Origin of the sequence: Curtobacterium sp. PhB25 (assembly GCF_004365375.1) — a bacterium.
In the GTDB taxonomy this organism is placed as follows: domain Bacteria; phylum Actinomycetota; class Actinomycetes; order Actinomycetales; family Microbacteriaceae; genus Curtobacterium.
In genome coordinates this window covers 33,317-53,796 of sequence record NZ_SODR01000011.1, presented here as the reverse complement: position 1 = coordinate 53,796, position 20,480 = coordinate 33,317, and the positions used below count along the sequence as shown (strand labels likewise).

General features: G+C 69.7%; 28 protein-coding genes and 1 tRNA gene. 22 read left to right on the top strand and 7 right to left on the bottom strand.

Annotated elements, in window-relative coordinates; translation table 11 throughout:
- Positions 1–180: 180 nt before the first annotated feature.
- Positions 181–429 carry a WhiB family transcriptional regulator gene (locus EDF51_RS18035; RefSeq protein ID WP_017888820.1) on the bottom strand — a complete coding sequence of 83 codons (249 nt, stop codon included), beginning with the start codon at positions 427–429 and terminating at the stop codon, positions 181–183.
- 260 nt (positions 430–689) lie between these two features.
- Here EDF51_RS18035 and EDF51_RS18030 point away from each other — a divergent pair, with 260 nt between their 5' ends.
- Positions 690–1,112 (top strand): hypothetical protein, encoded by a 423-nt coding sequence (locus EDF51_RS18030; RefSeq protein WP_131881465.1) that lies wholly within the window; start codon positions 690–692, stop codon positions 1,110–1,112.
- A gap of 74 nt (positions 1,113–1,186) precedes the next feature.
- On the opposite strand, the gene bcp is transcribed toward EDF51_RS18030, so the two are convergent.
- Positions 1,187–1,657, bottom strand: a complete 471-nt coding sequence (gene bcp / locus EDF51_RS18025; protein WP_134195911.1) for a thioredoxin-dependent thiol peroxidase — start codon at positions 1,655–1,657, stop codon at positions 1,187–1,189.
- 93 nt (positions 1,658–1,750) lie between these two features.
- Between bcp and EDF51_RS18020 the strand changes: the two genes are divergently transcribed.
- A tRNA-Lys gene (locus EDF51_RS18020) sits at positions 1,751–1,826 on the top strand.
- A gap of 103 nt (positions 1,827–1,929) precedes the next feature.
- Here EDF51_RS18020 and EDF51_RS18015 read toward each other — a convergent pair.
- Positions 1,930–2,586, bottom strand: coding sequence for a YigZ family protein (locus tag EDF51_RS18015; protein ID WP_131845843.1), 657 nt, complete (start codon positions 2,584–2,586; stop codon positions 1,930–1,932).
- A gap of 70 nt (positions 2,587–2,656) precedes the next feature.
- On the opposite strand from EDF51_RS18015, the gene EDF51_RS20055 reads away from it, so the two are divergent.
- The 8 genes from EDF51_RS20055 to EDF51_RS17980 all read left to right on the top strand — a co-directional run bounded on the left by EDF51_RS20055 (position 2,657) and on the right by EDF51_RS17980 (position 8,552).
- On the top strand, positions 2,657–3,097 hold the full coding sequence (locus EDF51_RS20055; protein WP_159573933.1) for a hypothetical protein: 441 nt from the start codon (positions 2,657–2,659) through the stop codon (positions 3,095–3,097).
- Positions 3,094–3,555, top strand: coding sequence for an ImmA/IrrE family metallo-endopeptidase (locus tag EDF51_RS20050; protein ID WP_111085958.1), 462 nt, complete (start codon positions 3,094–3,096; stop codon positions 3,553–3,555). Before EDF51_RS20055 ends, EDF51_RS20050 begins: the two co-directional genes overlap by 4 nt.
- Positions 3,552–4,478 carry a hypothetical protein gene (locus tag EDF51_RS18005; RefSeq protein ID WP_131845582.1) on the top strand — a complete coding sequence of 309 codons (927 nt, stop codon included), beginning with the start codon at positions 3,552–3,554 and terminating at the stop codon, positions 4,476–4,478. Before EDF51_RS20050 ends, EDF51_RS18005 begins: the two co-directional genes overlap by 4 nt.
- 140 nt (positions 4,479–4,618) lie before the next feature.
- Complete coding sequence (locus tag EDF51_RS18000) at positions 4,619–4,831, top strand: hypothetical protein (RefSeq protein WP_131845581.1); 213 nt, start codon at positions 4,619–4,621, stop codon at positions 4,829–4,831.
- Positions 4,832–4,906: 75 nt separating this feature from the next.
- Positions 4,907–5,584, top strand: a complete 678-nt coding sequence (locus EDF51_RS17995) for a response regulator transcription factor (RefSeq protein WP_134195909.1) — start codon at positions 4,907–4,909, stop codon at positions 5,582–5,584.
- A gap of 34 nt (positions 5,585–5,618) precedes the next feature.
- Positions 5,619–6,935 (top strand): HAMP domain-containing sensor histidine kinase, encoded by a 1,317-nt coding sequence (locus tag EDF51_RS17990; RefSeq protein WP_208321867.1) that lies wholly within the window; start codon positions 5,619–5,621, stop codon positions 6,933–6,935.
- A gap of 48 nt (positions 6,936–6,983) precedes the next feature.
- Positions 6,984–7,628 (top strand): PepSY domain-containing protein, encoded by a 645-nt coding sequence (locus tag EDF51_RS17985; protein ID WP_134195905.1) that lies wholly within the window; start codon positions 6,984–6,986, stop codon positions 7,626–7,628.
- A gap of 84 nt (positions 7,629–7,712) precedes the next feature.
- Positions 7,713–8,552: a VOC family protein gene (locus tag EDF51_RS17980; protein WP_134195904.1), complete on the top strand. Its 840-nt coding sequence runs from the start codon at positions 7,713–7,715 to the stop codon at positions 8,550–8,552.
- A 19-nt stretch (positions 8,553–8,571) separates the two neighbouring features.
- Here the strand turns inward: EDF51_RS17980 and EDF51_RS17975 are convergent, their stop codons facing one another.
- The gene (locus tag EDF51_RS17975) at positions 8,572–8,889 is read right to left on the bottom strand and encodes a hypothetical protein (protein WP_131845576.1); all 318 of its coding nucleotides are present in this window, start codon (positions 8,887–8,889) and stop codon (positions 8,572–8,574) included.
- A 70-nt stretch (positions 8,890–8,959) separates the two neighbouring features.
- The gene (locus tag EDF51_RS17970) at positions 8,960–10,522 is read right to left on the bottom strand and encodes an amino acid permease (protein WP_134195902.1); all 1,563 of its coding nucleotides are present in this window, start codon (positions 10,520–10,522) and stop codon (positions 8,960–8,962) included.
- 430 nt (positions 10,523–10,952) lie between these two features.
- Here EDF51_RS17970 and EDF51_RS17965 point away from each other — a divergent pair, with 430 nt between their 5' ends.
- The 4 genes from EDF51_RS17965 (at position 10,953) to EDF51_RS17950 (ending at position 15,578) form a co-directional block, all read left to right on the top strand.
- Positions 10,953–12,320, top strand: coding sequence for a glycine betaine/L-proline ABC transporter ATP-binding protein (locus EDF51_RS17965; RefSeq protein WP_243837158.1), 1,368 nt, complete (start codon positions 10,953–10,955; stop codon positions 12,318–12,320).
- The gene (locus EDF51_RS17960) at positions 12,317–13,258 is read left to right on the top strand and encodes an ABC transporter permease subunit (protein ID WP_131845574.1); all 942 of its coding nucleotides are present in this window, start codon (positions 12,317–12,319) and stop codon (positions 13,256–13,258) included. The genes EDF51_RS17965 and EDF51_RS17960 overlap by 4 nt, the downstream gene beginning before the upstream one ends.
- Positions 13,259–13,389: 131 nt before the next feature.
- On the top strand, positions 13,390–14,304 hold the full coding sequence (locus tag EDF51_RS17955; RefSeq protein ID WP_123292260.1) for a glycine betaine ABC transporter substrate-binding protein: 915 nt from the start codon (positions 13,390–13,392) through the stop codon (positions 14,302–14,304).
- 110 nt (positions 14,305–14,414) lie between these two features.
- On the top strand, positions 14,415–15,578 hold the full coding sequence (locus EDF51_RS17950) for a mechanosensitive ion channel domain-containing protein (RefSeq protein WP_134195900.1): 1,164 nt from the start codon (positions 14,415–14,417) through the stop codon (positions 15,576–15,578).
- An 88-nt stretch (positions 15,579–15,666) separates the two neighbouring features.
- Here the strand turns inward: EDF51_RS17950 and EDF51_RS17945 are convergent, their stop codons facing one another.
- Together EDF51_RS17945 and EDF51_RS17940 are read right to left on the bottom strand one after the other, a co-directional pair.
- Entirely contained in the window at positions 15,667–15,858 is a 192-nt protein-coding gene (locus EDF51_RS17945; RefSeq protein ID WP_111085947.1) for a hypothetical protein, read from the bottom strand.
- 29 nt (positions 15,859–15,887) lie between these two features.
- Positions 15,888–16,193 carry a helix-turn-helix domain-containing protein gene (locus EDF51_RS17940; RefSeq protein ID WP_134195898.1) on the bottom strand — a complete coding sequence of 102 codons (306 nt, stop codon included), beginning with the start codon at positions 16,191–16,193 and terminating at the stop codon, positions 15,888–15,890.
- An 89-nt stretch (positions 16,194–16,282) separates the two neighbouring features.
- On the opposite strand from EDF51_RS17940, the gene EDF51_RS17935 reads away from it, so the two are divergent.
- From EDF51_RS17935 to EDF51_RS17910, 8 genes are all read left to right on the top strand, one after another.
- Positions 16,283–16,480, top strand: a complete 198-nt coding sequence (locus EDF51_RS17935; RefSeq protein WP_134195896.1) for a helix-turn-helix domain-containing protein — start codon at positions 16,283–16,285, stop codon at positions 16,478–16,480.
- Positions 16,481–16,564: 84 nt separating this feature from the next.
- Positions 16,565–16,804 carry a hypothetical protein gene (locus tag EDF51_RS20045; RefSeq protein ID WP_166673589.1) on the top strand — a complete coding sequence of 80 codons (240 nt, stop codon included), beginning with the start codon at positions 16,565–16,567 and terminating at the stop codon, positions 16,802–16,804.
- Positions 16,805–16,808: 4 nt separating this feature from the next.
- The gene (locus tag EDF51_RS20040) at positions 16,809–17,156 is read left to right on the top strand and encodes a helix-turn-helix domain-containing protein (protein WP_166673588.1); all 348 of its coding nucleotides are present in this window, start codon (positions 16,809–16,811) and stop codon (positions 17,154–17,156) included.
- Between the two features lie 298 nt (positions 17,157–17,454).
- A complete protein-coding gene (locus tag EDF51_RS17925; RefSeq protein WP_134195892.1) occupies positions 17,455–17,763 on the top strand; it encodes a hypothetical protein in 309 nt (102 codons plus the stop codon).
- Positions 17,760–18,161 (top strand): hypothetical protein, encoded by a 402-nt coding sequence (locus EDF51_RS17920; protein WP_134195890.1) that lies wholly within the window; start codon positions 17,760–17,762, stop codon positions 18,159–18,161. The genes EDF51_RS17925 and EDF51_RS17920 overlap by 4 nt, the downstream gene beginning before the upstream one ends.
- Before the next feature lie 288 nt (positions 18,162–18,449).
- Entirely contained in the window at positions 18,450–18,611 is a 162-nt protein-coding gene (locus tag EDF51_RS20035; RefSeq protein ID WP_166673587.1) for a hypothetical protein, read from the top strand.
- Positions 18,608–18,934, top strand: coding sequence for a hypothetical protein (locus EDF51_RS17915; RefSeq protein WP_134195888.1), 327 nt, complete (start codon positions 18,608–18,610; stop codon positions 18,932–18,934). The genes EDF51_RS20035 and EDF51_RS17915 overlap by 4 nt, the downstream gene beginning before the upstream one ends.
- Positions 18,850–20,466 (top strand): hypothetical protein, encoded by a 1,617-nt coding sequence (locus EDF51_RS17910; RefSeq protein ID WP_166673586.1) that lies wholly within the window; start codon positions 18,850–18,852, stop codon positions 20,464–20,466. The genes EDF51_RS17915 and EDF51_RS17910 overlap by 85 nt, the downstream gene beginning before the upstream one ends.
- The last annotated feature ends 14 nt before the right edge of the window (positions 20,467–20,480 follow it).

Here is a 20,480-nt window from a genome sequence, read left to right as displayed (position 1 = left end):
GCGTGCGATCGCGCGTGTTGTGGAACCTCGACGGTCAGCGCGCGGCATGTTGTGGAACCCCGAGGACCAGCGCACGGCGTGCCGCCCCGCCCCGCGCCCCCGTGCGCCACGCGCACGACGACGCCCGCCGCCCCTGAAGGGACGACGGGCGTCGGTGTGTCCTGCGGGAACCAGCCCGGGTCAGGAAGCGCGGCGGGCGCGGGCGGCGCGGCGCTTCAGCGCACGACGCTCGTCCTCGCTGAGGCCACCCCAGACACCGGAGTCCTGGTTGTTCTCGAGTGCGTACTGCAGGCACATCTCGGTGACCGTGCAGCGCGCACAGACCGACTTGGCCTTCTCGATCTGATCGACGGCGGGCCCGGTGTTCCCGACGGGGAAGAAGAGCTCGGGGTCCGCGGTGAGGCAAGCTGCCTTGTCACGCCAGTCCATGTGTGGTGCTCCTTGATGTCGATGCTCGAACGGCAGGCCGGGGCCGGGGTTCGGGGGATCGGAACGCTGACCATGCATGAGGCATGAGGGGACAACTGTGGGGAGGAGTCCGCTGGAAGCGAGTCTGACGCCCGCGTGACGCTCGGGGGAGGAGCGACGAACCACGGGAGACGCACACCACATCGTGCCGTCCAAACGACCTCGAATATCGTTCCATACTGGTAGGGGCAAATCAAGGGTTCCGATGCTGGAGGATCACTGTGCACGATGACGACCCGACCGCGGTCGACCGTCCTGAGCGACGCTCACGCGCGCTGATCGGCCTGCTGGTGGTGGTCGGCCTCGAGTTCGCGGCGCTCGTCGTGGTCACGGTCGTCCTGGTCGTCGAGCTGATCGTCGCGCCGGCGTCGAGCCTGGCGTCCGGGATCGCCCTGACGATCCTGTCGGCCGTCGCGGCGCTCTGGCTCGGTGCGCTCCTGAACGGCCTGTGGAAGCGTCGCGCCTGGGTGCGGTCGGGGATCATCGTCTGGCAAGTCCTGCAGGGTGCGATCGCGATCGGCGCGTTCCAGGGTGTCTTCCGTGAGCCGGCGGTCGGCTGGGTCCTGCTGATCCCCGCACTGCTCGGCATCACGTTCGTGCTGTCGCGGTCGGTGACGGCCGCGCTCGCGCGTCCGGCCGAGTAGACGCGACCGAAAGACGGACGGGAGGCCCGTGGCGACGACGCCACGGGCCTCCCGTCCGCCTTGTGGTCCGGTCATCAGACCAGGCCGAGCTTCTTCCGCAGGCTCGCCACGTGTCCGGTCGCCTTGACGTTGTAGAGCGGCAGCTGCACGCTGCCGTCCTCGTCGACCACGATCGTGGAGCGGATCGTGCCGGTCACGATCTTGCCGTAGTTGTTCCTCTCGCCCCACGCGGCGTAGGCCTTGTGTACCGCGAGGTCGGGGTCGCTCAGCAGCGGGAACGTGAGCGCTTGCTCGTGCTGGAACGTCTTGAGCTTCGCCTGCTCGTCCTTCGAGACGCCGAGGACCTCGTAGCCGGCTGCCTGCAGCGACGACATGTTGTCGCGGAAGTCGCAGGCCTCGGTGGTGCAACCCGGGGTGGACGCCGCCGGGTAGAAGTACACGATGACCTTCTTGCCCCGCAGTGCGGCGAGCGAGTGTTCGACGCCGTCCTGGTCCGGCAGCGTGAAGTCGGGGGCGGTGTCGCCGGCGGCGAGACGGTCGGTCATGGTGCTCCTGTTCGCTTGGTGCCCACGAGTGGTCGTGAGCGCGCAGAACCCATGCTATTGTTGATTCCCGTTGCGGCACGGAAGCCGGAACATGCACCTCTAGCTCAATTGGCAGAGCAACTGACTCTTAATCAGTGGGTTCTCGGTTCAAGTCCGAGGGGGTGCACCACAACCACGAAGGCCCCGACTCATCGAGTCGGGGCCTTCGTGCGTTCCGGGGATGTGCCCGCGTTCTGAGCTGGACACGCCCGAGGTGCTTCCGGCGGTCGGATTCAGTCGGCGGCGACATCGACGATCCGTTCCGGTCCGACGACGAGGTCGACGGCGCCGGCGGAGGCCGCTGCGAGGTCCGCGGTCAGGATCGCGAGCGCGTCGGCGGGCACCCAGACCTCGAAGGTCGCTGCACGTCCGTAGACCGTCGCACCGAGGGTCGCGTGGTGGTGCCGGACCCAGTCGCGCAGGACGTTGTCGAGCCGGCCGGCCTCGGCGTGCGGGGCGTCGAAGTGCACCTGCGTGAGCGCCTCGCGCCGGACGAGCGCGGCGGTGTCGAGGGCCTCCGAGACCGAGGTCGAGTAGGCGCGGACGAGTCCGCCGGCGCCGAGCTTCACGCCGCCGAAGTAGCGCGTCACGACGGCGACCACGTCGGTGAGTTCGCGGCGGCGGAGCACCTCGAGCATCGGCACGCCAGCCGTACCCGACGGTTCTCCGTCGTCCGACGACCGGGCCTGGTCGCCGAGGGTTCCGGTGACCATCGCGGTGCAGTTGTGCCGGGCGTCCCAGTGGCGGCGTTTCACCTCGGCGATGACCCGCTCGGCGTCCGCGACGTCCGACACGGGGGCGACCGTGGTGATGAACCGCGACTTCGTGATGACGATCTCGTGCTCGACCGGGTCGGCGATCGTCGCGGGGAAGCTGCGGGCCATGCCCACGAGGCTAACGGCGTGCACCGTGTCCGCCGCGCTACGATGTCGTGCACGCACGGCTGGGGAGGAGTCCGACATGGAGACCGGTGATCCGAGGGGCGGGGTCCTGGACGCCGCCGAACTCGCACGGCGCATCAACCTGCTGCTCGACTTCGAGGAGTCCCAGCGTGGCGCCCCGGTGCCGTTCGCCTCGATCGAGGAGTACGTCGCCGCCCACGGCGGTTCGCTCTCGCGGGCGAAGTGGACCTACATGCTCTCCGGCGACGGCCGACGCAACCGCGACACCGAGCTCCTGCGGCTGCTCGCCGGGTTCTTCGAGGTCGACGAGCGCTTCCTGCTCGAGGACAGCGACGTCCCCGAGCGCATCGGCGCCCAGCTCGCCCTCGTCCGCTCCCTGCGTTCCGCCCGCGTGAGCGGGTTCGCTGCACGCACCTTCCCCGGCGAGCTCTCACCCGAGGCGCTGCGGCGCATCGCCGAGGTGCTCGAGGAGGAATCACAGCGCGGGAGCGTGGCGTGACCGACCCGCTGCTCGAGTCCTTCTGGGCACGCGGTGCGGTCGAGGGGTGGTCCGACGTCGACCAGGCCGTCGCAGCCGCAGCCGTCGTCGTGGACAAGCCCATCGTCGTCCGCGAAGAGGCGTTCCTGGCGACGGAGCCCGTGTGCGGCTTCGTCGCGACGCTCGAGCACGCCCACCTGATCATGATCTCGCCGACCGCCTCGCCGACCTTCCGGGCGTTCGTCATCGGCCACGAGCTCGGTCACGTCCTGCACCGGCACCAGGAGCACGCGCCCCAGTCCGCCTACATCCGCGACGTCATCCCGGACCTGCCCGAGTACAAGGTCGAGCGGGCGCTGGCGCGGGGGATGTTCTCGAACGCGTACGAGCACGAGGCCGAGGTCTTCGCCGACGCGCTCGCGACGCTCATCCGGCGGCACCGAGGCCGCCCGAGCGCCTTCCGCGGGGTCTTCGGGTGATCGTCGCAGTCGTCCAGGCGGTGCTGCTCATCGCCGGGACGATCGCGCTCTTCGTCCTGCAACGCGGGCAGGACCGGACCCTGGCGGTGACCTTCCTGCTGTTCGCCGGCACCATCGTCACGAACGTCGACCCGCTGTACCGGTGGCTCGACCCATTGCTCGGTGGCTTCAACGTGGTGACCGTGGTCAGCGACTGCCTGATGGTCGCCGGCACGAGCACGCTGCTCTGGGGCGTGGCGAAGGCCGTCGGAGCGGCGCGGCCGTGGCTCCGGAACGCGATCGTGGTGTCGTGCGCCGCGGTGGTGGTCGTGGTGGTCGTCGCCTTCTCGGTGCTGGACAAGCCCGCCAGCACGACGACGTTCATGCTCGACGCCGGGTCGCACCCGGCCGCGACCGTCTACTCGATCGCGCAGACGGTGTACCTCGGGGTGGCGCTCGGCGCGACGGGCCTCATCTGCGTCCTCCGCCTGCGCGAGGCCCGGACGACGACGGACCTGGTCGGGCTGTGGATCCTGGTGCTCGGCGGCGTGCTGGGGGTCGTCCGGATGGTCGTCGTCGTGGTCATGGACCTGGCGCACGTCACGGGGGACCTCGACCGGATGCGCTCCCTCGCGCTGCCGTACGACGTCACGACGCCCGGCGCCGTGATCTGCGTCTCGACGGGGATGCTGCTGCTCGTCGTCGGACACCGGGTCTCGCGACGTCGACGTACCCGTCGGGTCGACGCGGCGCTGCGGCGTCTCGCGCCGCTGCACGAGCGGATCGGTGCCGACAACGCCTACCCGTCGACCGAGGACCCCGCCACGCGGTTGAGCCGCGCGATCGTCGAGGTCAACGACGGGCTCCGGCGGACGCGTGCGCCGTTGACCGATGCGGAGCGAGCCGTCCTCGCCGAGGCCGAGTCGGCGCTCGACTCCGCGTAGCCCGAAGGGGTGACTCGACGGTCTCCCGACGCCCGTGTAGGGTTTGTAGCAAGTGCTACAGATCCTGTGGCTCGTCGGTGGGACTCGGCCGCGTTGGGGGCGGCCGAGCACCACCGACAGTCGTTGTCTAGACTCGGACGGTGCTCGTCTTCGCCGCAGTCGTCCTGTTCATCGGTGCCGTCTTCAACGTCGTCACCTGGCCGCGCTTCTTCCAGCGCGTCGCGAAGGACACCCGCGCGCGTGATGCTGCGGGCAAGCCGACGACGTTCTACACCGTGCACCTCGTGCTGCTGCTCATCGCGCTCGCCATCGCCGCGGCCGCGGTCGTCGCCGGGATCCTGCTGCTGGTCTGAGCCGTTCGCCGATCGCCGATCGCCGTCGGGCGTCGCTTCAGCGCTGCTTCAGGGCGGCACGGCAGGATCGTCGCCATGCGTGTCCTGGTGGTCGATGACGAGGTGCGGCTCGCCGACGGCGTCCGTCGCGGCCTCGAGGCCGAGGGATGGGCGGTCGACGTCGCCCACGACGGCGTCGACGGCCTGTGGCACGCCCGCGAGTTCCAGTACGACGCGATCGTCCTCGACCTGATGATGCCCGGGATGAGCGGATGGGCGGTCTGCGCCCAGCTCCGGGCCGACCAGGACTGGACGCCGGTGCTCATGCTCACCGCCAAGGACGGCGAGTGGGACCAGGTCGAGGCCCTCGACGCCGGCGCCGACGACTACGTCACGAAGCCCTTCTCGCACCCGGTCCTCGTCGCCCGGCTGCGCGCGCTCGTCCGCCGCGGTGCGCGGGAACGCCCGGCGGTGCTGACCCTCGGCGACCTGGTCGTCGACCCGGCCGCACGGACGGTGACGCGTGGCGGGACCCCCGTCGACCTGACGAGCCGTGAGTTCGCGGTGCTCGAGTACCTCGCGCGGCGCTCCGGGCAGGTGTGCTCGAAGCGCGAGGTGATCGAGAACGTCTGGGACGTCGACTTCGAGGGCGACCCGAACATCGTCGAGGTGTACGTCGGGCACCTCCGGCGCAAGCTCGACCGGCCGTTCGGACGGACGTCACTCGAGACCGTCCGCGGTGCAGGCTACCGACTGGCGGCCGACGGTGGCTGACCGGGGGACGGGGCGCACGCGCCGCTTCCGGTCCGTGCGTGCGCGGACCACGCTCGGCGCCGGCGTGGTCGTGCTCGCCGCCCTGGTCGTCGGTGCCGTGGGGTTCGTCGTGGTGCTCCGCCTGGTGCTGCTCGACGGGGTGCGGACGTCCGCCGAGGCCGGACTCGAACAGGTGTCGTCGCGGGTCGAGTCCGACGGAGCCGGTGCCGTCACCGGCTACGAGGACGTCCTGGTGCAGGTGATCGGTGACGGCGGCTCGGTCCTGGCACACGGCGAGGACGCCGACGCTCCGGCCTTGTCGACCGCGGACGAGTCCCGGTGGTCGCACGACGGCGAACGCTGGCTGCTCGTCGCCGACAACGTCGACCTGCCCGGTGGGGGTGAGGCGACCCTGGTGTACGGCGTCTCCCTCGAGCAGACCGACACCGCCATCCGGACCGCCGTGGTGCTCCTCGCCGGCGGGGTGCCGGTGCTCGTCCTCGTGCTCGGGATCGTGACCTGGTCCGTGACCGGGCGGTCGTTGCGGCCGGTGGAACGGATGCGCACCGAGGTCGAGACGATCCGTGCCGCGCAGCCCGATGCCCGCGTGGTCGTGCCGGACACCGGTGACGAGATCGCCCGGCTCGCGACCACCATGAACGCCATGCTCGACCGGCTCGACCGATCCGCGGCGGGGCAGCGGCAGTTCGTGTCCGACGCCTCGCACGAGCTGCGGTCGCCGATCGCGTCCCTCCGCCAGCACGCCGAGGTCGCCGTCGCGTACCCGGACCGGACCGACGTGGCCGAGTTCTCCGACGTCGTGCGGTCCGAGGCCGTGCGCCTGCAGGACCTCGTCACCGGGCTGCTCGAGCTGTCGCGGCTCGACGAGGGCGGCACGGGTGTCCGTCGTCCCGTGGACCTCGACGACCTCGCACTCGACGCCGTCGCGCGGGCGCGGGCCCGGGTGCCGGGTGGTTCGACCGGTGACCGTGCGATCCGGGTCGACGGCTCCGGGATCTCCGCCGCGCGCGTGCTCGGCGACGAACGGCTGCTCACCGGCGTGGTCCGGAACCTCGTCGACAACGCCGTCCGGCACGCCACGTCGCGCGTCGCGGTGGCCCTGGTCGAGCAGGACGGCGCGGCGGTGCTGACCGTGGACGACGACGGCTCCGGGATCCCGCCGGCCGAGCGCGACCGGGTGTTCGAGCGGTTCGTCCGGCTCGACGAGGCCCGCAGCCGCGACGCCGGTGGTGCCGGCCTCGGTCTGGCGATCGTGCGGGACGCCGTCCGGGCGCACGGCGGCGAGGCGACGGTGGCGGACTCGCCGCTCGGCGGGGCGCGGTTCGTCGTGCGCATTGCACTCGGCGGCTGAACAGGCGGCTTCAGGTCTGCTTCAGCACCCCGCCGACATGCTCGCCCCATGACCTTCCGCACCCAGCTCCAGAAGCCCTCCGCCCGCCGCGTCGCCGCCCTCGCCGCCCTGCCCGTCGTGGCCGCGCTCGCCCTCACCGGCTGCTCCACCGACGGGTCGTCCGGCTCGGCGGCGTCGTCCTCGAACGGGTCGGCCGCGACGGGCGCCACCACCGGCACGTCGGGTGGCGCGTCCGCGACCGCCGCCTCGGCCACGTCGAACGACGCCCTGCTGGCCGCCGTCGCGACCGCACGCGGGAGCGTCGGCTCCGGCACCGTCATCTCGGTCGAGCAGGAGCAGCGTGGCAGCGCGTACGAGGTCCTCGTCGTGACGAAGGACGGCACCGAGCACGAGGTGCACACCGACGCCGCCGGCACCGGGGTGACCGGTACCCCGCAGACCGAGACCGCGGACACCGACGACCGTGCCGAGCACGACCGGTTCGTCGCAGCGGCCGACCTCGACGTCAGCAAGGCCGTCAGCGCCTTCGAGGACCTGCACGCCGGTGCGATCACCGAGCTCGGCCTCGACGACCACCTCGGCACGGTGGTCTGGGAGGGTGACGTCGTCGACGGGTCCGGCACCAAGCACAGCGTCCGGATCGATGCCGGCTCGGGCGACGTCGTCACCGACCAGGTCGACACCGACGACTGACCCGACGAACGGCCCGGCCGACGTCGGCGGTCAGCGGTAGACCTGGGGCATCCGACCTGGGCGTCGGCGACCTCGGTAGACACCATGACGGACCAGACCCCTCGCACCTACCCGCAGGGCGTCCCGAGCTGGATCGACGGACGACACCCGGACCCCGACGCCGCGCAGGCGTTCTACGGCGGTCTGTTCGGCTGGGACTTCGAGGAGCGCCTGCCGCCCGGGGCCCCCGGCTCGTACCGGATCATGAGCATCGACGGACGAGAGGTCGGTGCGATCGCCTCGGGTGACGAGCCGGCGTCGTGGACGACGTACATCGCCGTGGACGACGCCGACGCGGTGGCCGCTCGGGTCGTCGAGCTCGGTGGCACCGCCGCTCCGGCGGAGGACGCCGGGCCGGGTGGTGCCGCGGGCCGCAGCGTCGACTGCGTCGATCCGCGCGGTGCGGCGTTCGGACTCTGGCAGGCGCGCGACCGGCTCGGGTCGCAGCACATCAACGCCCCCGGCGGCTGGGTCTTCAGCGACCTCCGCTCGACCGAGCCGGAGCAGGCGATCTCGTTCTACGAGCAGCTGTTCGGCTGGCGGGTCTCCGGCATCGAGGAGGGCCCGACCGCCATGGTCCGGCTGCCCGGCTACGGGGACCACCTCGCGGCCACCTCCGACCCCGACATCCGCGAACGGCAGGTCGGCGCACCGGAGGGCTTCGCGGACGTCATCGGTGCCCTCGCCCGACTCGACGACGGGCCGGACGACTGGCACGTGTCGTTCAGCGTGGCGGACCGTGACGTCGCCGCCGCACGGGCCGAGGAGCTCGGCGGCGCCGTACTCGGCACCTGGCAGGGTCCGTGGACGCGTGCGGCCGAGCTGCGGGACCCGCAGGGCGCGACGTTCCGCGTCACGCAGTTCGCCCCGGAGGGCGACGCCTGAGCGCAGCGCCCGTGGATCGTCAGCCGGTGGTGAGCGGCGGTCCGAGCACCTTCTGGATCGCCAGCGCGGCGAGCTGCTCGTCCGAGGTGTCGAGCAGCACGCGGAAGGTCTCCTGCGCCGTGACGAACTCGACGCAGACGGCGTCCTCGTCGCACGGGCCGAGCCGCCACCCCGACACCGCGTCCATCGGCACGGAGACCCGCGCCTCGCGCTCGTAGTCGGTCTCGGCCTCCAGGCGGTCGGGGAACACCCGCAGGCGCCCGTACGCGCCTCGCCAGCTCAGCTGGAGATCGAGGGTGGGGGGAACAGACGCAGGGGAGACAGAGCGGTCCGGCACCCGCCGATCGTACCGAGGGGTGCCGGACCCACTGCACTCGGCGCGCGACGTGCTGCGCACCGGGGACAGATCAGACGGTGTCGTCGGACCCCTTGTGCTCGCCGCCGTCCTCGCCGTCGCGACGGACCTGGTTCGCCGGGTCGCGGACGCCGATCGGGTACGGACCGGTGACGCCCTGTCGGAGCGACGCGATGCGCAGGATGCGGTCGCGCTGCAGGAACCAGCCGACGATGAGCAGCGGGATGACGATCACGAGGGACGCGATCGTGTAGGTGCCGACCGGGTAGTCGATCGCCATCAGCACGATGACCGACGCCAGGAACGCCAGGGTGAGCCAGGCGGTCACCGGGGCACCCGGCAGCTTGAACGACGGCTCCTTCGCCAGTCCCTGCTTCGCCCAGGACCGGAGCCGCATCTGGCAGAGGATGATCGTGCCCCACGCGGTGATGATGCCGAGGCTCGCGATGTTCAGCGCGATCTCGAACGCCTGGCTCGGGACGAAGTAGTTGAGGACGACCCCGGCGACCGTGAAGCCGGCGGTGAGCAGGATGCCGGCGTACGGCACACCGCCCTTCGACATCTTGGTGGTCCACTTCGGCGCCGAGCCGTTCATGCCCATCGAGTGCAGGGCGCGACCGGTCGAGTACAGGCCGGCGTTGAGCGACGACAGTGCCGCCGTGAGCACGACGAAGTTCATGATGCCGCCGACGATCGACCCCACCTGCGGGTTGCCGAGCGACGAGAAGAACGTCACGAACGGGCTCTCGCCCTCCTTGTACGCGGTGTACGGCAGGAGGAGCGAGAGCAGGATGATCGACCCGACGTAGAAGACCGCGATGCGGAACACGACGGAGTTGATGGCGCGGGGGATGACCTTCTCGGTGTTCTGCGTCTCACCGGACGCGGTGCCGACGAGCTCGATGGCCGCGTACGCGAACACGACACCCTGGATCACGATGACCGCGGGGAGCAGCCCGTTCGGGAACAGCCCGCCGTTGTCCCCCCAGATCGAGAAGCCCGTGCGGACGGCTTCGCCGCCGGCCTCGACCGGGAACGCGAAGACGAGCCAGATGATCGCGACGACGAGGAACGCGACGAGTGCCGCGACCTTGATGAGCGCGAACCAGAACTCGAGTTCGCCGAACACCTTGACCGCGACCATGTTGGCGGCGAGCACGACGATCAGGGCGATCAACGCGAGGAGCCACTGCGGTGCGGCGGTGAACGCGGACCAGTACTGCAGGTAGATGGCGACGGCGGTGGTGTCGACGATCGAGGTCATCGCCCAGTTCAGGAAGTACATCCAGCCGGCGGCGTAGGCGAACTTCTCGCCGTAGAACTCACGCGCGTAGGAGATGAACGACCCCGACGACGGACGGTGCAGCACGAGCTCGCCGAGGGCGCGCAGGATGAAGAACGCGAAGATGCCGCAGATCAGGTAGGTCAGCGCGAGCGCGGGGCCCGCGGTGTGGAGTCGTCCACCCGCACCGAGGAAGAGTCCGGTACCGATGGCCCCACCGATCGCGATCATCTGCAGCTGCCGGGGCTTCAGACCGTGCTGGTAGCCCTCTTGCTCGTGCGAGAAGTCGTTCGCCGGAGCACGGTTCACGCCCGTGTCGTTCTGCGCTGTCATGCGCGCCAACCTACATGCGCACGGAACCGGGGCGGCACACAAACCTCCGAACGAGCTGATCTGTAACGAGACGGTCACGATCGTGATCCCCATGTGCGTGGGCGACACGCCGACGACGGGGTACAGCGATGCCGGGATTCCGGCGGACGTCGATTGTGATCGGGGGACAGGAAGCCGTTAGGTTTGAACGTCCCCACAGGCCCGACGGCCGGGGGCACGACGACCAGAACGCGTCCGCGGCCAGCAGCGCCGTGACCGTACGGTCGGCCGGACCGGGACCGCCCCGAGCGTGGTCCCTGCGTGCGTGTTCGCTCGCCCTGCGCCGTTGCGCGGGCTGACGTGGGCCGTGCGCGCCGTCCCGGGCGACCCGTTCGCAACCACACCGTCACCGCACGTGCGCTCCGGCGCCGCGGCGACGCGAGGAGTCCAGTTGTCCATTGCCCCATCCGAGATCCGGCACGACACGTCGCCGGACGGCACGGGCGCCGCGCTCAGTGTGCGCGGTGTCTACAAGGTGTTCGGCCGCCGACCCGGCGACGCCGTCCGCCGCCTCGCCGCCGGCGCCACCCGCGACGAGGTTCGCGAGCAGGGATCCGCCGCGGTCATCGACGCGTCCTTCGACGTCCGCCCCGGCGAGATCTTCGTCGTCATGGGACTGTCCGGCTCCGGCAAGTCGACCCTCATCCGGATGCTCAACGGCCTGCTCGAGCCCAGCGCCGGCAGCGTCGAGATCGGCGGGCGCACGGTCACCAAGGCGAGCGCCAAGGAGATCCGCGAGATCCGTCGGTCGAGCGTGTCGATGGTGTTCCAGCACTTCGCACTGCTGCCGCACCGAACCGTGCTCGAGAACGTCGCGTACGGCCTCGAGGTGAACGGCGTCGACAAGATTACTCGGCTCGCGAAGGCCCGTGAGGTCATCGACCTGGTCGGCCTGGACGTCTGGGCCGATGCGAAGCCCGACGAGCTGTCCGGCGGCATGCAGCAGCGCGTCGGCATCGCCCGCGCCCTCGCCGCCGAGACTGACGTCCTGCTGATGGACGAGGCGTTCAGCGCGCTCGACCCGCTCATCCGCCGTGAGATGCAGGAGCAGCTCGTCGACCTGCAGCAGCGGCTCGGCAAGACCATCGTCTTCATCACGCACGACCTCAACGAGGCGATGTTCCTCGGTGACCGGATCGCCGTGATGCGCGACGGCCGGATCGTGCAGATCGGGTCGCCGGAGGACATCCTCACCGACCCGGCGAACGACTACGTCGCCCAGTTCGTGCAGGACGTCGACCGCGCCCGTGTGCTCACCGCCGCGAGCGTCATGGAACCGGCGCGCGCGGTCGTCCCGTCGACGGCGGGCCCACGTGGCGCGCTCCGGGTGATGCGCGACCTGCAGACCGCAGCGGTGTTCGTCACCGGGCGTGGTCGCACGCTCGACGGATGGGTCCGCGATCGCCACGTGATGCGACAGGTCAAGGCCGGCGACACGAACCTCGACGCCATCGTGAACACCGAGTACGCCCGGGTCTCACCCGACACCGCGCTCACCGATCTGTTCGAGCTCGCCGTGGAGTCGCCCCTGCCGATCGCCGTGGTCGACGACGAGGACCGCCTGCTCGGCGTCGTGCCGCGGGTCACACTGCTCGCAGCGCTCGGCAACGTGCCGACCGCGACCATGCCGATCCCGGTGCTCGAGCCGGTCACGCGCATCTCGGATTCGGATCTCGACGCGACCCTGGCCACCGGGGAACAGCCCGTCGTGAGCGATCCGACCATCATCTCGACCGACCGCACAGGAGCCGACGCATGACCACTCTCTTCGGATTCCGACTGCCGCTCGGCGACGCGGTCGACGCGATCGTCGAGTGGATCACGACCTACCTCGGTGGCGTCTTCGACGTCATCGCCGCGATCTTCACGTTCTTCTACGAGTGGATCGAGTACTTCCTCACGACGCCGCCGTTCTGGGCCGTGATCGTCGTGCTCGTCGCCGTGGCCTTCTGGGCGAAGGGATGGAAGCTCGCGCTCGGCACCCTGATCGGCCTGGCGGTGATCGTGAGCATCGGCGAGTGGAGCTACGCGATGGAGTCGCTCGCCCTCGTCGTCGTCGCCGCCGGCATCGCCGTGGTGCTCAGCCTGCCGCTCGGCGTCTGGGCGGCACGCTCCGACGCAGCGAGCCGGACGATCAAGCCGGTCCTCGACTTCATGCAGACGACCCCGGCGTTCGTGTACCTGATCCCCGCGCTCATCCTGTTCGGCATCGGGCCGGTGCCGGGCATCGTCGCGACGATCGTCTTCGCGATGGCGCCGGGTGTCCGCCTCACCGAGCTCGGCATCCGCGGCGTCAGCTCGGAGGTCGTCGAAGCCGGTGCTGCGTTCGGCTCGAGCCCGTGGCGGATCCTCCGTCAGATCCAGCTGCCGCTCGCTCGCCCGAGCATCATGGCCGGCGTCAACCAGGTCATCATGCTCTCGCTGTCCATGGTCGTCATCGCGGGCATGGTCGGCGCCGGGGGACTCGGCGGCCAGATCGTCGCCGCCCTGAACCGCATCGACGTCGGTCTGGGCTCCGAGGCAGGCATCTCGGTCGTGATCCTCGCGATCGTGCTGGACCGGATGACCGCAGCGTTCGGTGGCGACCGCAAGAAGCGCGCCCCACGCCGGTCGACGGCGGCCGCTGCGCCCACCGGCGACGACGACCAGGAGTCGGCGTCCCAGCAGGCGGGGCAGCCCGTGCCGGTCGGCGCCTGACCGCTGGAGCGCAGTCGCGCGTCCGGGCGACCAGATCATCCAGAACCCACAGACCGCACGGTGACAGCACGCCGTGTCGACGACGCCGAACCCGGTCCGCCGGTGCCGAGCGTCGAACCAGGAAGGAAACCATGAACACCCGAACCAAGATCCTGTCGGCCATCGGACTCGGTGCCGCCGCGGCCCTCGCGCTCAGCGCCTGCTCGCCGCCCGGCTCGAGCAACGCGTCCGACACCGTGGACAACGGCGACAAGCAGGCGATGAAGATGGTCGTCTTCAACGGCTGGGACGAGGACACCGCAGCCAGCGAGCTCTGGAAGTACGTCCTCGAGAAGAAGGGGTACGACGTCGAGCTCGACTACGCGGACCCCGCGCCGGCGTACCAGGGGCTGGCTCAGGGCGACTACGACGCCGTGCTCGACACCTGGCTGCCGAACACGCACAAGGCGTACATGGACAAGTACGGCGACGACCTCGAGGACCTCGGGTCGTGGAACGACCAGGCGTCGCTCGAACTCACCGTGAACGCGGACGCTCCGATCGACTCGCTCGCCGACCTCGCCGCGCACAAGGACGACTTCGGCGGACGGATCGTGGGCATCGAGCCCGGCGCCGGCGAGACGAAGATCGTCAAGGAGAAGGTCATGAAGGCCTACGGGCTCGACGACTGGGAGCTCGTCACGAGCTCGACGCCGGCGATGCTGTCCGAGCTGAAGAAGTCCGAGAAGGACGGCAAGGACATCGTCGTCACCCTCTGGCGTCCGCACTGGGCCTACAACGCCTTCGACGTGAAGGACCTCGAGGACCCGAAGAACGCCCTCGGCGACAACGAGAGCATCCACACCATCGTGAACGAGGACTTCGGCGACGATTTCCCGCAAGCGCAGAAGTGGCTGCAGGCGTTCAAGATGGACTCCGACACGCTGTACTCGCTCGAGGACGCGCTGGTCAACAGCGGCGCGGACCAGTCCGAGTACCAGTCGATCGTCGAGAAGTGGGTTGCCGACAACGAGGACTACGTGGACTCGCTCACCGCGAGCAAGTAGCCCTTCCGTTCGGACAGGAGGCCCGGTGCGCGTCGTGCGCACCGGGCCTCGGTCGCGTCCTGGGCTGGTTTTCTGAACGACGACTGTCGTGTCGTTGCTTGCATGGAGGGATGGACATCCTCCTCCGACTCCTGGTCGCGATCGGGTTCGCCCTCCTCATCACCGCCGTCGCCGCGGTCGTCCTGCACCTCGTGCTCCGGACGATCGCGCGCCGGGAGCGGTGGGCCGGCGTGCTCTCCCGCCGGGCGAAGCACCCGTTCCGCACCACCCTGCTCGTGGTCCTGCTCTGGATCGCGTTCACCTCGAGCGTCCCGCGCGACGCCGACGCGTACCCGTGGCGCGACGAGGTCGTGCACGGCTTCCTGATCGTCACGATCGCCGTGGGCTGCTGGCTGGCGTGCCAGATCGCGATCTTCCTCGAGGACCTCGGCCTGCACCGGTTCCGCATCGACGTCCCGGACAACCGCCAGGCCCGCCGCATCCGCACGCAGGTCCTCATCATCCGGCGGCTGACCGTCGCCGTGCTCGTCATCATCGCCGTCGGCGCGATCCTGCTCACCTTCGACGGGGTCGAGGCCGCCGGCGCGAGCGTGCTCGCGAGCGCCGGACTCATCTCGGTCGTCGCGGGTCTGGCGGCGCAGTCGACGCTCGGCAACGTCTTCGCGGGCATGCAGCTCGCGTTCTCCGGGTCGATCCGCGTCGACGACGTCGTCGTGGTCGAGCAGCAGTGGGGACGGATCGAGGAGATCACCCTGACCTACGTGGTCGTGCACCTGTGGGACGACCGGCGCTTCGTGCTGCCGTCGACGTACTTCACGAGCACCCCGTTCGAGAACTGGACGCGCACGAACAGCGAACTGCTCGGTGCCGTCGAGATGGACCTGGACTGGCGGGTCCGGCCGGGCGAGATGCGCGAGGAACTCGACCGGATCCTCGACCGCACCGAGCTGTGGGACCGCCGCGTCAAGGTGCTGCAGGTCACCGACGCCGTGCAGGGGTACGTGCGGGTGCGGGTCCTCGCGACGTCGCACGACGCCCCGTCGCTGTTCGACCTGCGCTGCTACATCCGCGAGGAACTCGTCGAGTGGATCCAGCGCACCCACCCCGACGCCCTGCCGGTCCAGCGCGTGCTCATGGTCGACGAGACCGCACCGCGGCGGCGCACGGCGTCGACCGCTGCCGACTCGGCGCTGTTCGCGCCGGGGCAGGAGGACCGCGCGGCCCTCTTCACCGGCCCGATCCAGACGTCCGACATCCCGCCGTCACAGCGCTGACGGGCTCCGGACCCGACACGGGACGGACGGGAGGCCCGGTGCCAGCTGGCACCGGGCCTCCCGTCCGTCGTGTGGTCGCGATCGCGACCTACGGCTGGCGCGCCTTGACGGCGCGGTCGTCCTCGACCACCGTGCCGATCGCCACGATCGTGGTCGCGATCCACGCGACCCACGTCAGGGCGAGCCGCCAGTCGCGGGGTCCCTGGCGGGTGGTCTGGAGCACGCTGTAGCCGCTGATGAGCGAACTCCACACCGCACCGTTGAACATGAACTTGCGCACAGAGGCCTCCTGTCGTCGTGCTGCCAACGCTACCGGTCAGTAGCCGGACGGTTCCCGGAATCGATCGGGCGGGGGCCACGGGGGGCGTCTTCGAGCAGTGAGGCCACGGGCACATCGAGGGCGCCGGCGATGGCGAAGATGTCGGCAAGAGCCCACTTGCGCTGACCGCGCAGCTTCTTGGCCAGGCTGGACTGGTCCAGGTGCTCCAAGCCGGTCATGTTGCACAGGGCCGTCTGGGTGAGCCCCTGGTCCCACATGAGCATGTGGATGCGACGGCCGACCTCGGCGTCGATGTCACGCGACGGAGTGGCACGAACACGCTGCGTTGTCTGCATGCGTCCAAGATACGGACGAATCGGACAAGTTGCAACCGATCCGGCCAAGTTGGTTGATTAGGCCAAAGAGGCATGCGAAGGTTTCGGACATGCCAAACAAGACTGAACCGGCCGAACTGCCGGACCTGATGCCTGGCGAGGCGGCGCAGTTGCTCCACGTGAGCACGAAGACGCTGACCCGCATGGCGGACCGTGGCGTCGTCGCCGCCGTCACGCTGCCGAGTGGCCACCGCCGCTACTTCCGATCGAGCATCGACAGCCTGGCGAGTTCGGGGCGGACCTCGTGATCACCGTGGCCGCCGTCGTGCTCTTCGCGCTCGGCATGTGGCAGCTCCCGCTCATCGATCGCGAGCTCCGAGAGGCGATGGACCGTGACGACGACTGACCCGGCACAGCACCATGTCGAAGTGGCTGCGCAGTCGCTGGTGGACGCCTCCAAGTTCACGCCCGAAGACCAGGCCCGCGCATCGTTCCTCGCGGAAGCGCAGGTGCACGCCACGCTCGCCTTGGTCGAAGAGCAGCGCACGGCGAACCTCGTGGCGACACGCAGCCTGTTCACCCTCACCGACGAGCAACGAGTCCGGCTCGCCGTGCGCCTCGGGTTGGCGTGATGGCTTGTCGAAGGGTGCACGCGAGTGGGCGTGGGAGCAGGAAGACCTCACCACGCTCCAGAAATTCGTCCTCGTCACCATCGGTGACCACTTCAACGACCGGACCCACTACGCGTGGCCGTCGCAAACGACCATCGCCGGCAAGGTCAGCGCCACCCGCGAGGGCGTGAACCGGGCCATCAAGCACCTGGCCTACGGCGTCGGCCTCATCGAGGTTGAAGACCACTACGACCCTCGCTCCAACCAGCAGAAGTCGTCCCGCTACTACCTCCCCGACTACGACCCCAAGTCCAGGGCTCCAAGTCGCGTCCGCTTCACCGATGGCCCTGTGGATAACTCCGAGGGCCAGTGACCTCAGGTCACACCCCCTGTGACCTCAGATCACACCGGTGTGACCACGGATCACACCCCCAGTGACCTCTCGTCACACCTAGGTGTGATCCCCGGTGACAGCGGGTGTGACCGCAGATCACACGAACAGAGTCTTAACAGGCAGGAACAGAGATGGAACAGAAAAATCCGGAACAGCGCCAGTGCCTCGCGACGAGCCGCACAGGCAAGGCCGCCACGCATCACCGCTGCCGCCTCCCCGAGCGTCACACGGGAGAGCACCTGTGCGTGGTCAACGGCTGCACTGCGGGGTGGCGCTCATGAGTCACGGCGCCTTCCACATGTGGTCCAACCTCGTGCGCCGGCAGTGCCGCGCTGACTTCGAGGTGCACCAGCTCAACGCCTACCAGCACGCCGCCGAGGCGTGCCGCGGCCGACTGCTCAACCGTCGAGGGATGGAAGCCGGCGTCTCGTCGCTCTCGCTCTTCGAAGGCCAGGAGGCTCGCGCCGTCGCCTACGCCAGTGAAGAGCTCATCGACCACTGGCGCATCAACCCCCGACCCACCTTTCAGAGCTTCGAACACGTCTGGTTCGCAGCCTTCATGAACGAACGAGGTATCCACGCATGAACAGCACCGCACTCACCGAGCTCCTGGCCGACGCCGCCGACAAGCTGCACCTGCCAAAGACCGAGGACAACACCCTCGACCTCGACCCCATGAGCGATGAGGCCGTGTACCTGCTCGCGCTCTACGCCGAGCAGGAAGAGCAGGCCCGCCTCGCCGCCCTCGCGACCAAGGACCGCGGCCGCGTCACCAAGCTCCTGGCCGACCTGTGCCCGGACGGCGCCACCATCACCATCGGCGGCGAAGAGCTCTTCAGCCGCCGCATCGACACCACGCGCGCCATCAACGTCAAGACCCTGAAGGCCGAGTTCCCCGACGAGCCCGCCAACGCCGAGTTCTGGACCACCAACATCGTGACCAAGAGCATCTGGTCGCCGAAGCAGCCCGGCGGTGCCGCATGATCACACGAGAGGTGACGGTGTGGTGCGACCGAATCAACTGCGGGGAGTGGGTGCAAGGGGTGGACGGGCTGACCGCCCTGCGCACGCAGCTTCGCAGCGCCGGGTGGAAGTCGGATGCGCAAGGTGATCTGTGCCCGCACCACCGCAGGCTCGAAGCGGCGGAGGGTGACCGATGAGAGGGTGCACGGCGCGCGACGACACCATGGAGGTGACGTGCTTCGGCCTCGCCGGCCACGCTGGCCCGCACTGGTGCCTCATGGGTGCCGGCGAGGATGCCGACCAGCACCGGTGGTACTCGTGATCGGGCACCGCGCCCGCGTCTACAAGGGCACGTTCCCTCGCGTCATGTGGTGGTGGCGTTGCGACTGCGGCGACCGCGACGTGTGCTTCCTGTGGGTCAACGCCATCCGCGGCGCGACCCACCACGTGGCGAAGGACCACCGGCTGTGAGCGCGCACCACCGCACGAAAGCATGGGCCCGCGTCGTGCGCATCGTGCGGCCGGCCATCAAGGCCCGCCTGCCCCAACCGTGCGTGGACTGCGGCAAGCCGGTCTACCCCGACCAGCGATGGCAGGTCGGCCACATCGTGAGCGCGATGGCCGGCAAGGCCATGGGGTGGACGACTGACCAGATCAACGACCCGACCAACCTCGGGCCTACCCACGCGAAGATGCCGGGGCAGCGGGCATGCAATCAGATCGAGGGCGGCAAGCTCGGCGCCGCGAAGACCCACGCCAAGCGCAAGAAAGACCGGAGGCTACCCACGTGGTGAGCGCAACGGCGGCTTCTTTGACAGAGGCCGCGCAACCCCCCGCCTATGGCAGCGAGGATTCTCTCCCCGATGGGTGGGACCTCGTTCGGGACTCGGGTATCCCCCCGCTCCATCAGTCGAAACTCAGTGACGATCCGTCGCTTCGCGCCGAGTTCATCGCCGGCGCGCAGGTCATGGGGGTGCATGGGCGGGGGAAGTCCCTGAAGCCGCAACAGCTTCGCCTCGCCGACGTGCTCAACGCCGGCGAGACCGAGACCGGCGTCCTGATGTCCCGCCGAACCGCGAAGACCACCAGCCTGTTCGCGTGGCTCATCGGCCGGTGCGTGTCCCGCGACGGCTACCGCGCGGCGTACACGCAGTGCACCACGGGCGCAAAGGCACGGGAGCGCTTCCGCAAGGACGTGATCCAGGTGCTCGAACGGATGTGGCCGGACGCGCAGGGCGGCAAGTGGCGCATCTTCAAAACCAACGGCGCCGAGCGCATCGAGTTCGCCAACGGCTCACTGCTCCAGGTGATGGGTCCCGAGTCGGAGGCGTTCCGCGGTGACACGTGGGACGTGGTGGTCCTGGACGAGTCGGGAGAAGCCGGCGCCGACATGTCCGACGACCTCATGCAGGGCATCCTCCCGACCTTCGACACGCAGCCCGACGCGCAACTCGTCATCGCCGGCACCGCCGCGAAGTTCCGCGACGGCAACCTCCTGTGGATGGCGCTTGCCGAAGGCCGACGCGGCGAGGCCGGCATCCTGGAGTACGCGGCGCCGGACTCCACCGACGAGACCCGCATGGGCGAGTGGGACTACGTGGCCGCGCTCGTCCGCTCCGCGCACCCCGGCATCGACACGCTGACCACCATTGAGGTGGCGCACCGGCGCTGGCAGAAGCTCTCCCCGCGACAGTTCGCGGAAGAGTACCTGTCCATCTTCGGCACGGTCGGCGCCGCCGAGGCGTTCGTGGACCTCGAAGCGTGGCAGGACGAAGCGCGCAAGGGTGACCTGCCCGACCCGCCGACTGACCGCGCCGTGGGCCTCGCCGCGGCCGTGCACCCCGACCAGTCGTGTGCGGTCATCATGGCGGCGTGGCGCGACGACGCCGGGCGGGCGTGCATCCTCGTCGTGGACTACCGGGCCAGCACGAAGTGGATCGCCAAGCGCGCCAAGGAGCTCGCCGCGAAGCTGCGGACGCCAGTCGTCTACGACAACGCCGGCACCGTCCTGGTCGAGGTGGAGGTGATGCAACGGATGCGCCCGCGGCCGCGCCTCGACCCGCAGACCTGGGGCAACGTGTCCACGGCCGCCGGCCTGTTCATGAAGGAGAACGCCGAGCGGAACATCGTGCACTGGGACCAAGACGAGCTCAACACCGCAGTCCGGCTCGCCACGAAGCGCGGCACCGCCACCTCCAGCCGGTGGGCGTTCGGCCGCCGCGACGCCGGCGATTCCATCATCGCGCTGGAAGCCGGCTCCCTCGCGCTGCGATGGGTGGACGAGCACCCGAAGCGAACCAACCTCCGCCCATCGACCCGACTGTAGGAAGGTCACAACGG

What these genes read in the sequence shown, in the direction of transcription:
- EDF51_RS18035 (WP_017888820.1), bottom strand. Translation starts at nt 429, where the DNA reads ATGGACTGGCGTGACAAGGCAGCTTGCCTCACCGCGGACCCCGAGCTC.
- bcp (WP_134195911.1), bottom strand. Translation starts at nt 1,657, where the DNA reads ATGACCGACCGTCTCGCCGCCGGCGACACCGCCCCCGACTTCACGCTG.
- EDF51_RS20055 (WP_159573933.1), top strand. Translation starts at nt 2,657, where the DNA reads ATGGAGACCGGTGATCCGAGGGGCGGGGTCCTGGACGCCGCCGAACTC.
- EDF51_RS17995 (WP_134195909.1), top strand. Translation starts at nt 4,907, where the DNA reads ATGCGTGTCCTGGTGGTCGATGACGAGGTGCGGCTCGCCGACGGCGTC.
- EDF51_RS17985 (WP_134195905.1), top strand. Translation starts at nt 6,984, where the DNA reads ATGACCTTCCGCACCCAGCTCCAGAAGCCCTCCGCCCGCCGCGTCGCC.
- EDF51_RS17980 (WP_134195904.1), top strand. Translation starts at nt 7,713, where the DNA reads ATGACGGACCAGACCCCTCGCACCTACCCGCAGGGCGTCCCGAGCTGG.
- EDF51_RS17970 (WP_134195902.1), bottom strand. Translation starts at nt 10,522, where the DNA reads ATGACAGCGCAGAACGACACGGGCGTGAACCGTGCTCCGGCGAACGAC.
- EDF51_RS17960 (WP_131845574.1), top strand. Translation starts at nt 12,317, where the DNA reads ATGACCACTCTCTTCGGATTCCGACTGCCGCTCGGCGACGCGGTCGAC.
- EDF51_RS17955 (WP_123292260.1), top strand. Translation starts at nt 13,390, where the DNA reads ATGAACACCCGAACCAAGATCCTGTCGGCCATCGGACTCGGTGCCGCC.
- EDF51_RS17950 (WP_134195900.1), top strand. Translation starts at nt 14,415, where the DNA reads ATGGACATCCTCCTCCGACTCCTGGTCGCGATCGGGTTCGCCCTCCTC.
- EDF51_RS17940 (WP_134195898.1), bottom strand. Translation starts at nt 16,193, where the DNA reads ATGCAGACAACGCAGCGTGTTCGTGCCACTCCGTCGCGTGACATCGAC.
- EDF51_RS17935 (WP_134195896.1), top strand. Translation starts at nt 16,283, where the DNA reads ATGCCAAACAAGACTGAACCGGCCGAACTGCCGGACCTGATGCCTGGC.
- EDF51_RS17925 (WP_134195892.1), top strand. Translation starts at nt 17,455, where the DNA reads ATGAGTCACGGCGCCTTCCACATGTGGTCCAACCTCGTGCGCCGGCAG.
- EDF51_RS17920 (WP_134195890.1), top strand. Translation starts at nt 17,760, where the DNA reads ATGAACAGCACCGCACTCACCGAGCTCCTGGCCGACGCCGCCGACAAG.
- EDF51_RS17910 (WP_166673586.1), top strand. Translation starts at nt 18,850, where the DNA reads ATGCAATCAGATCGAGGGCGGCAAGCTCGGCGCCGCGAAGACCCACGC.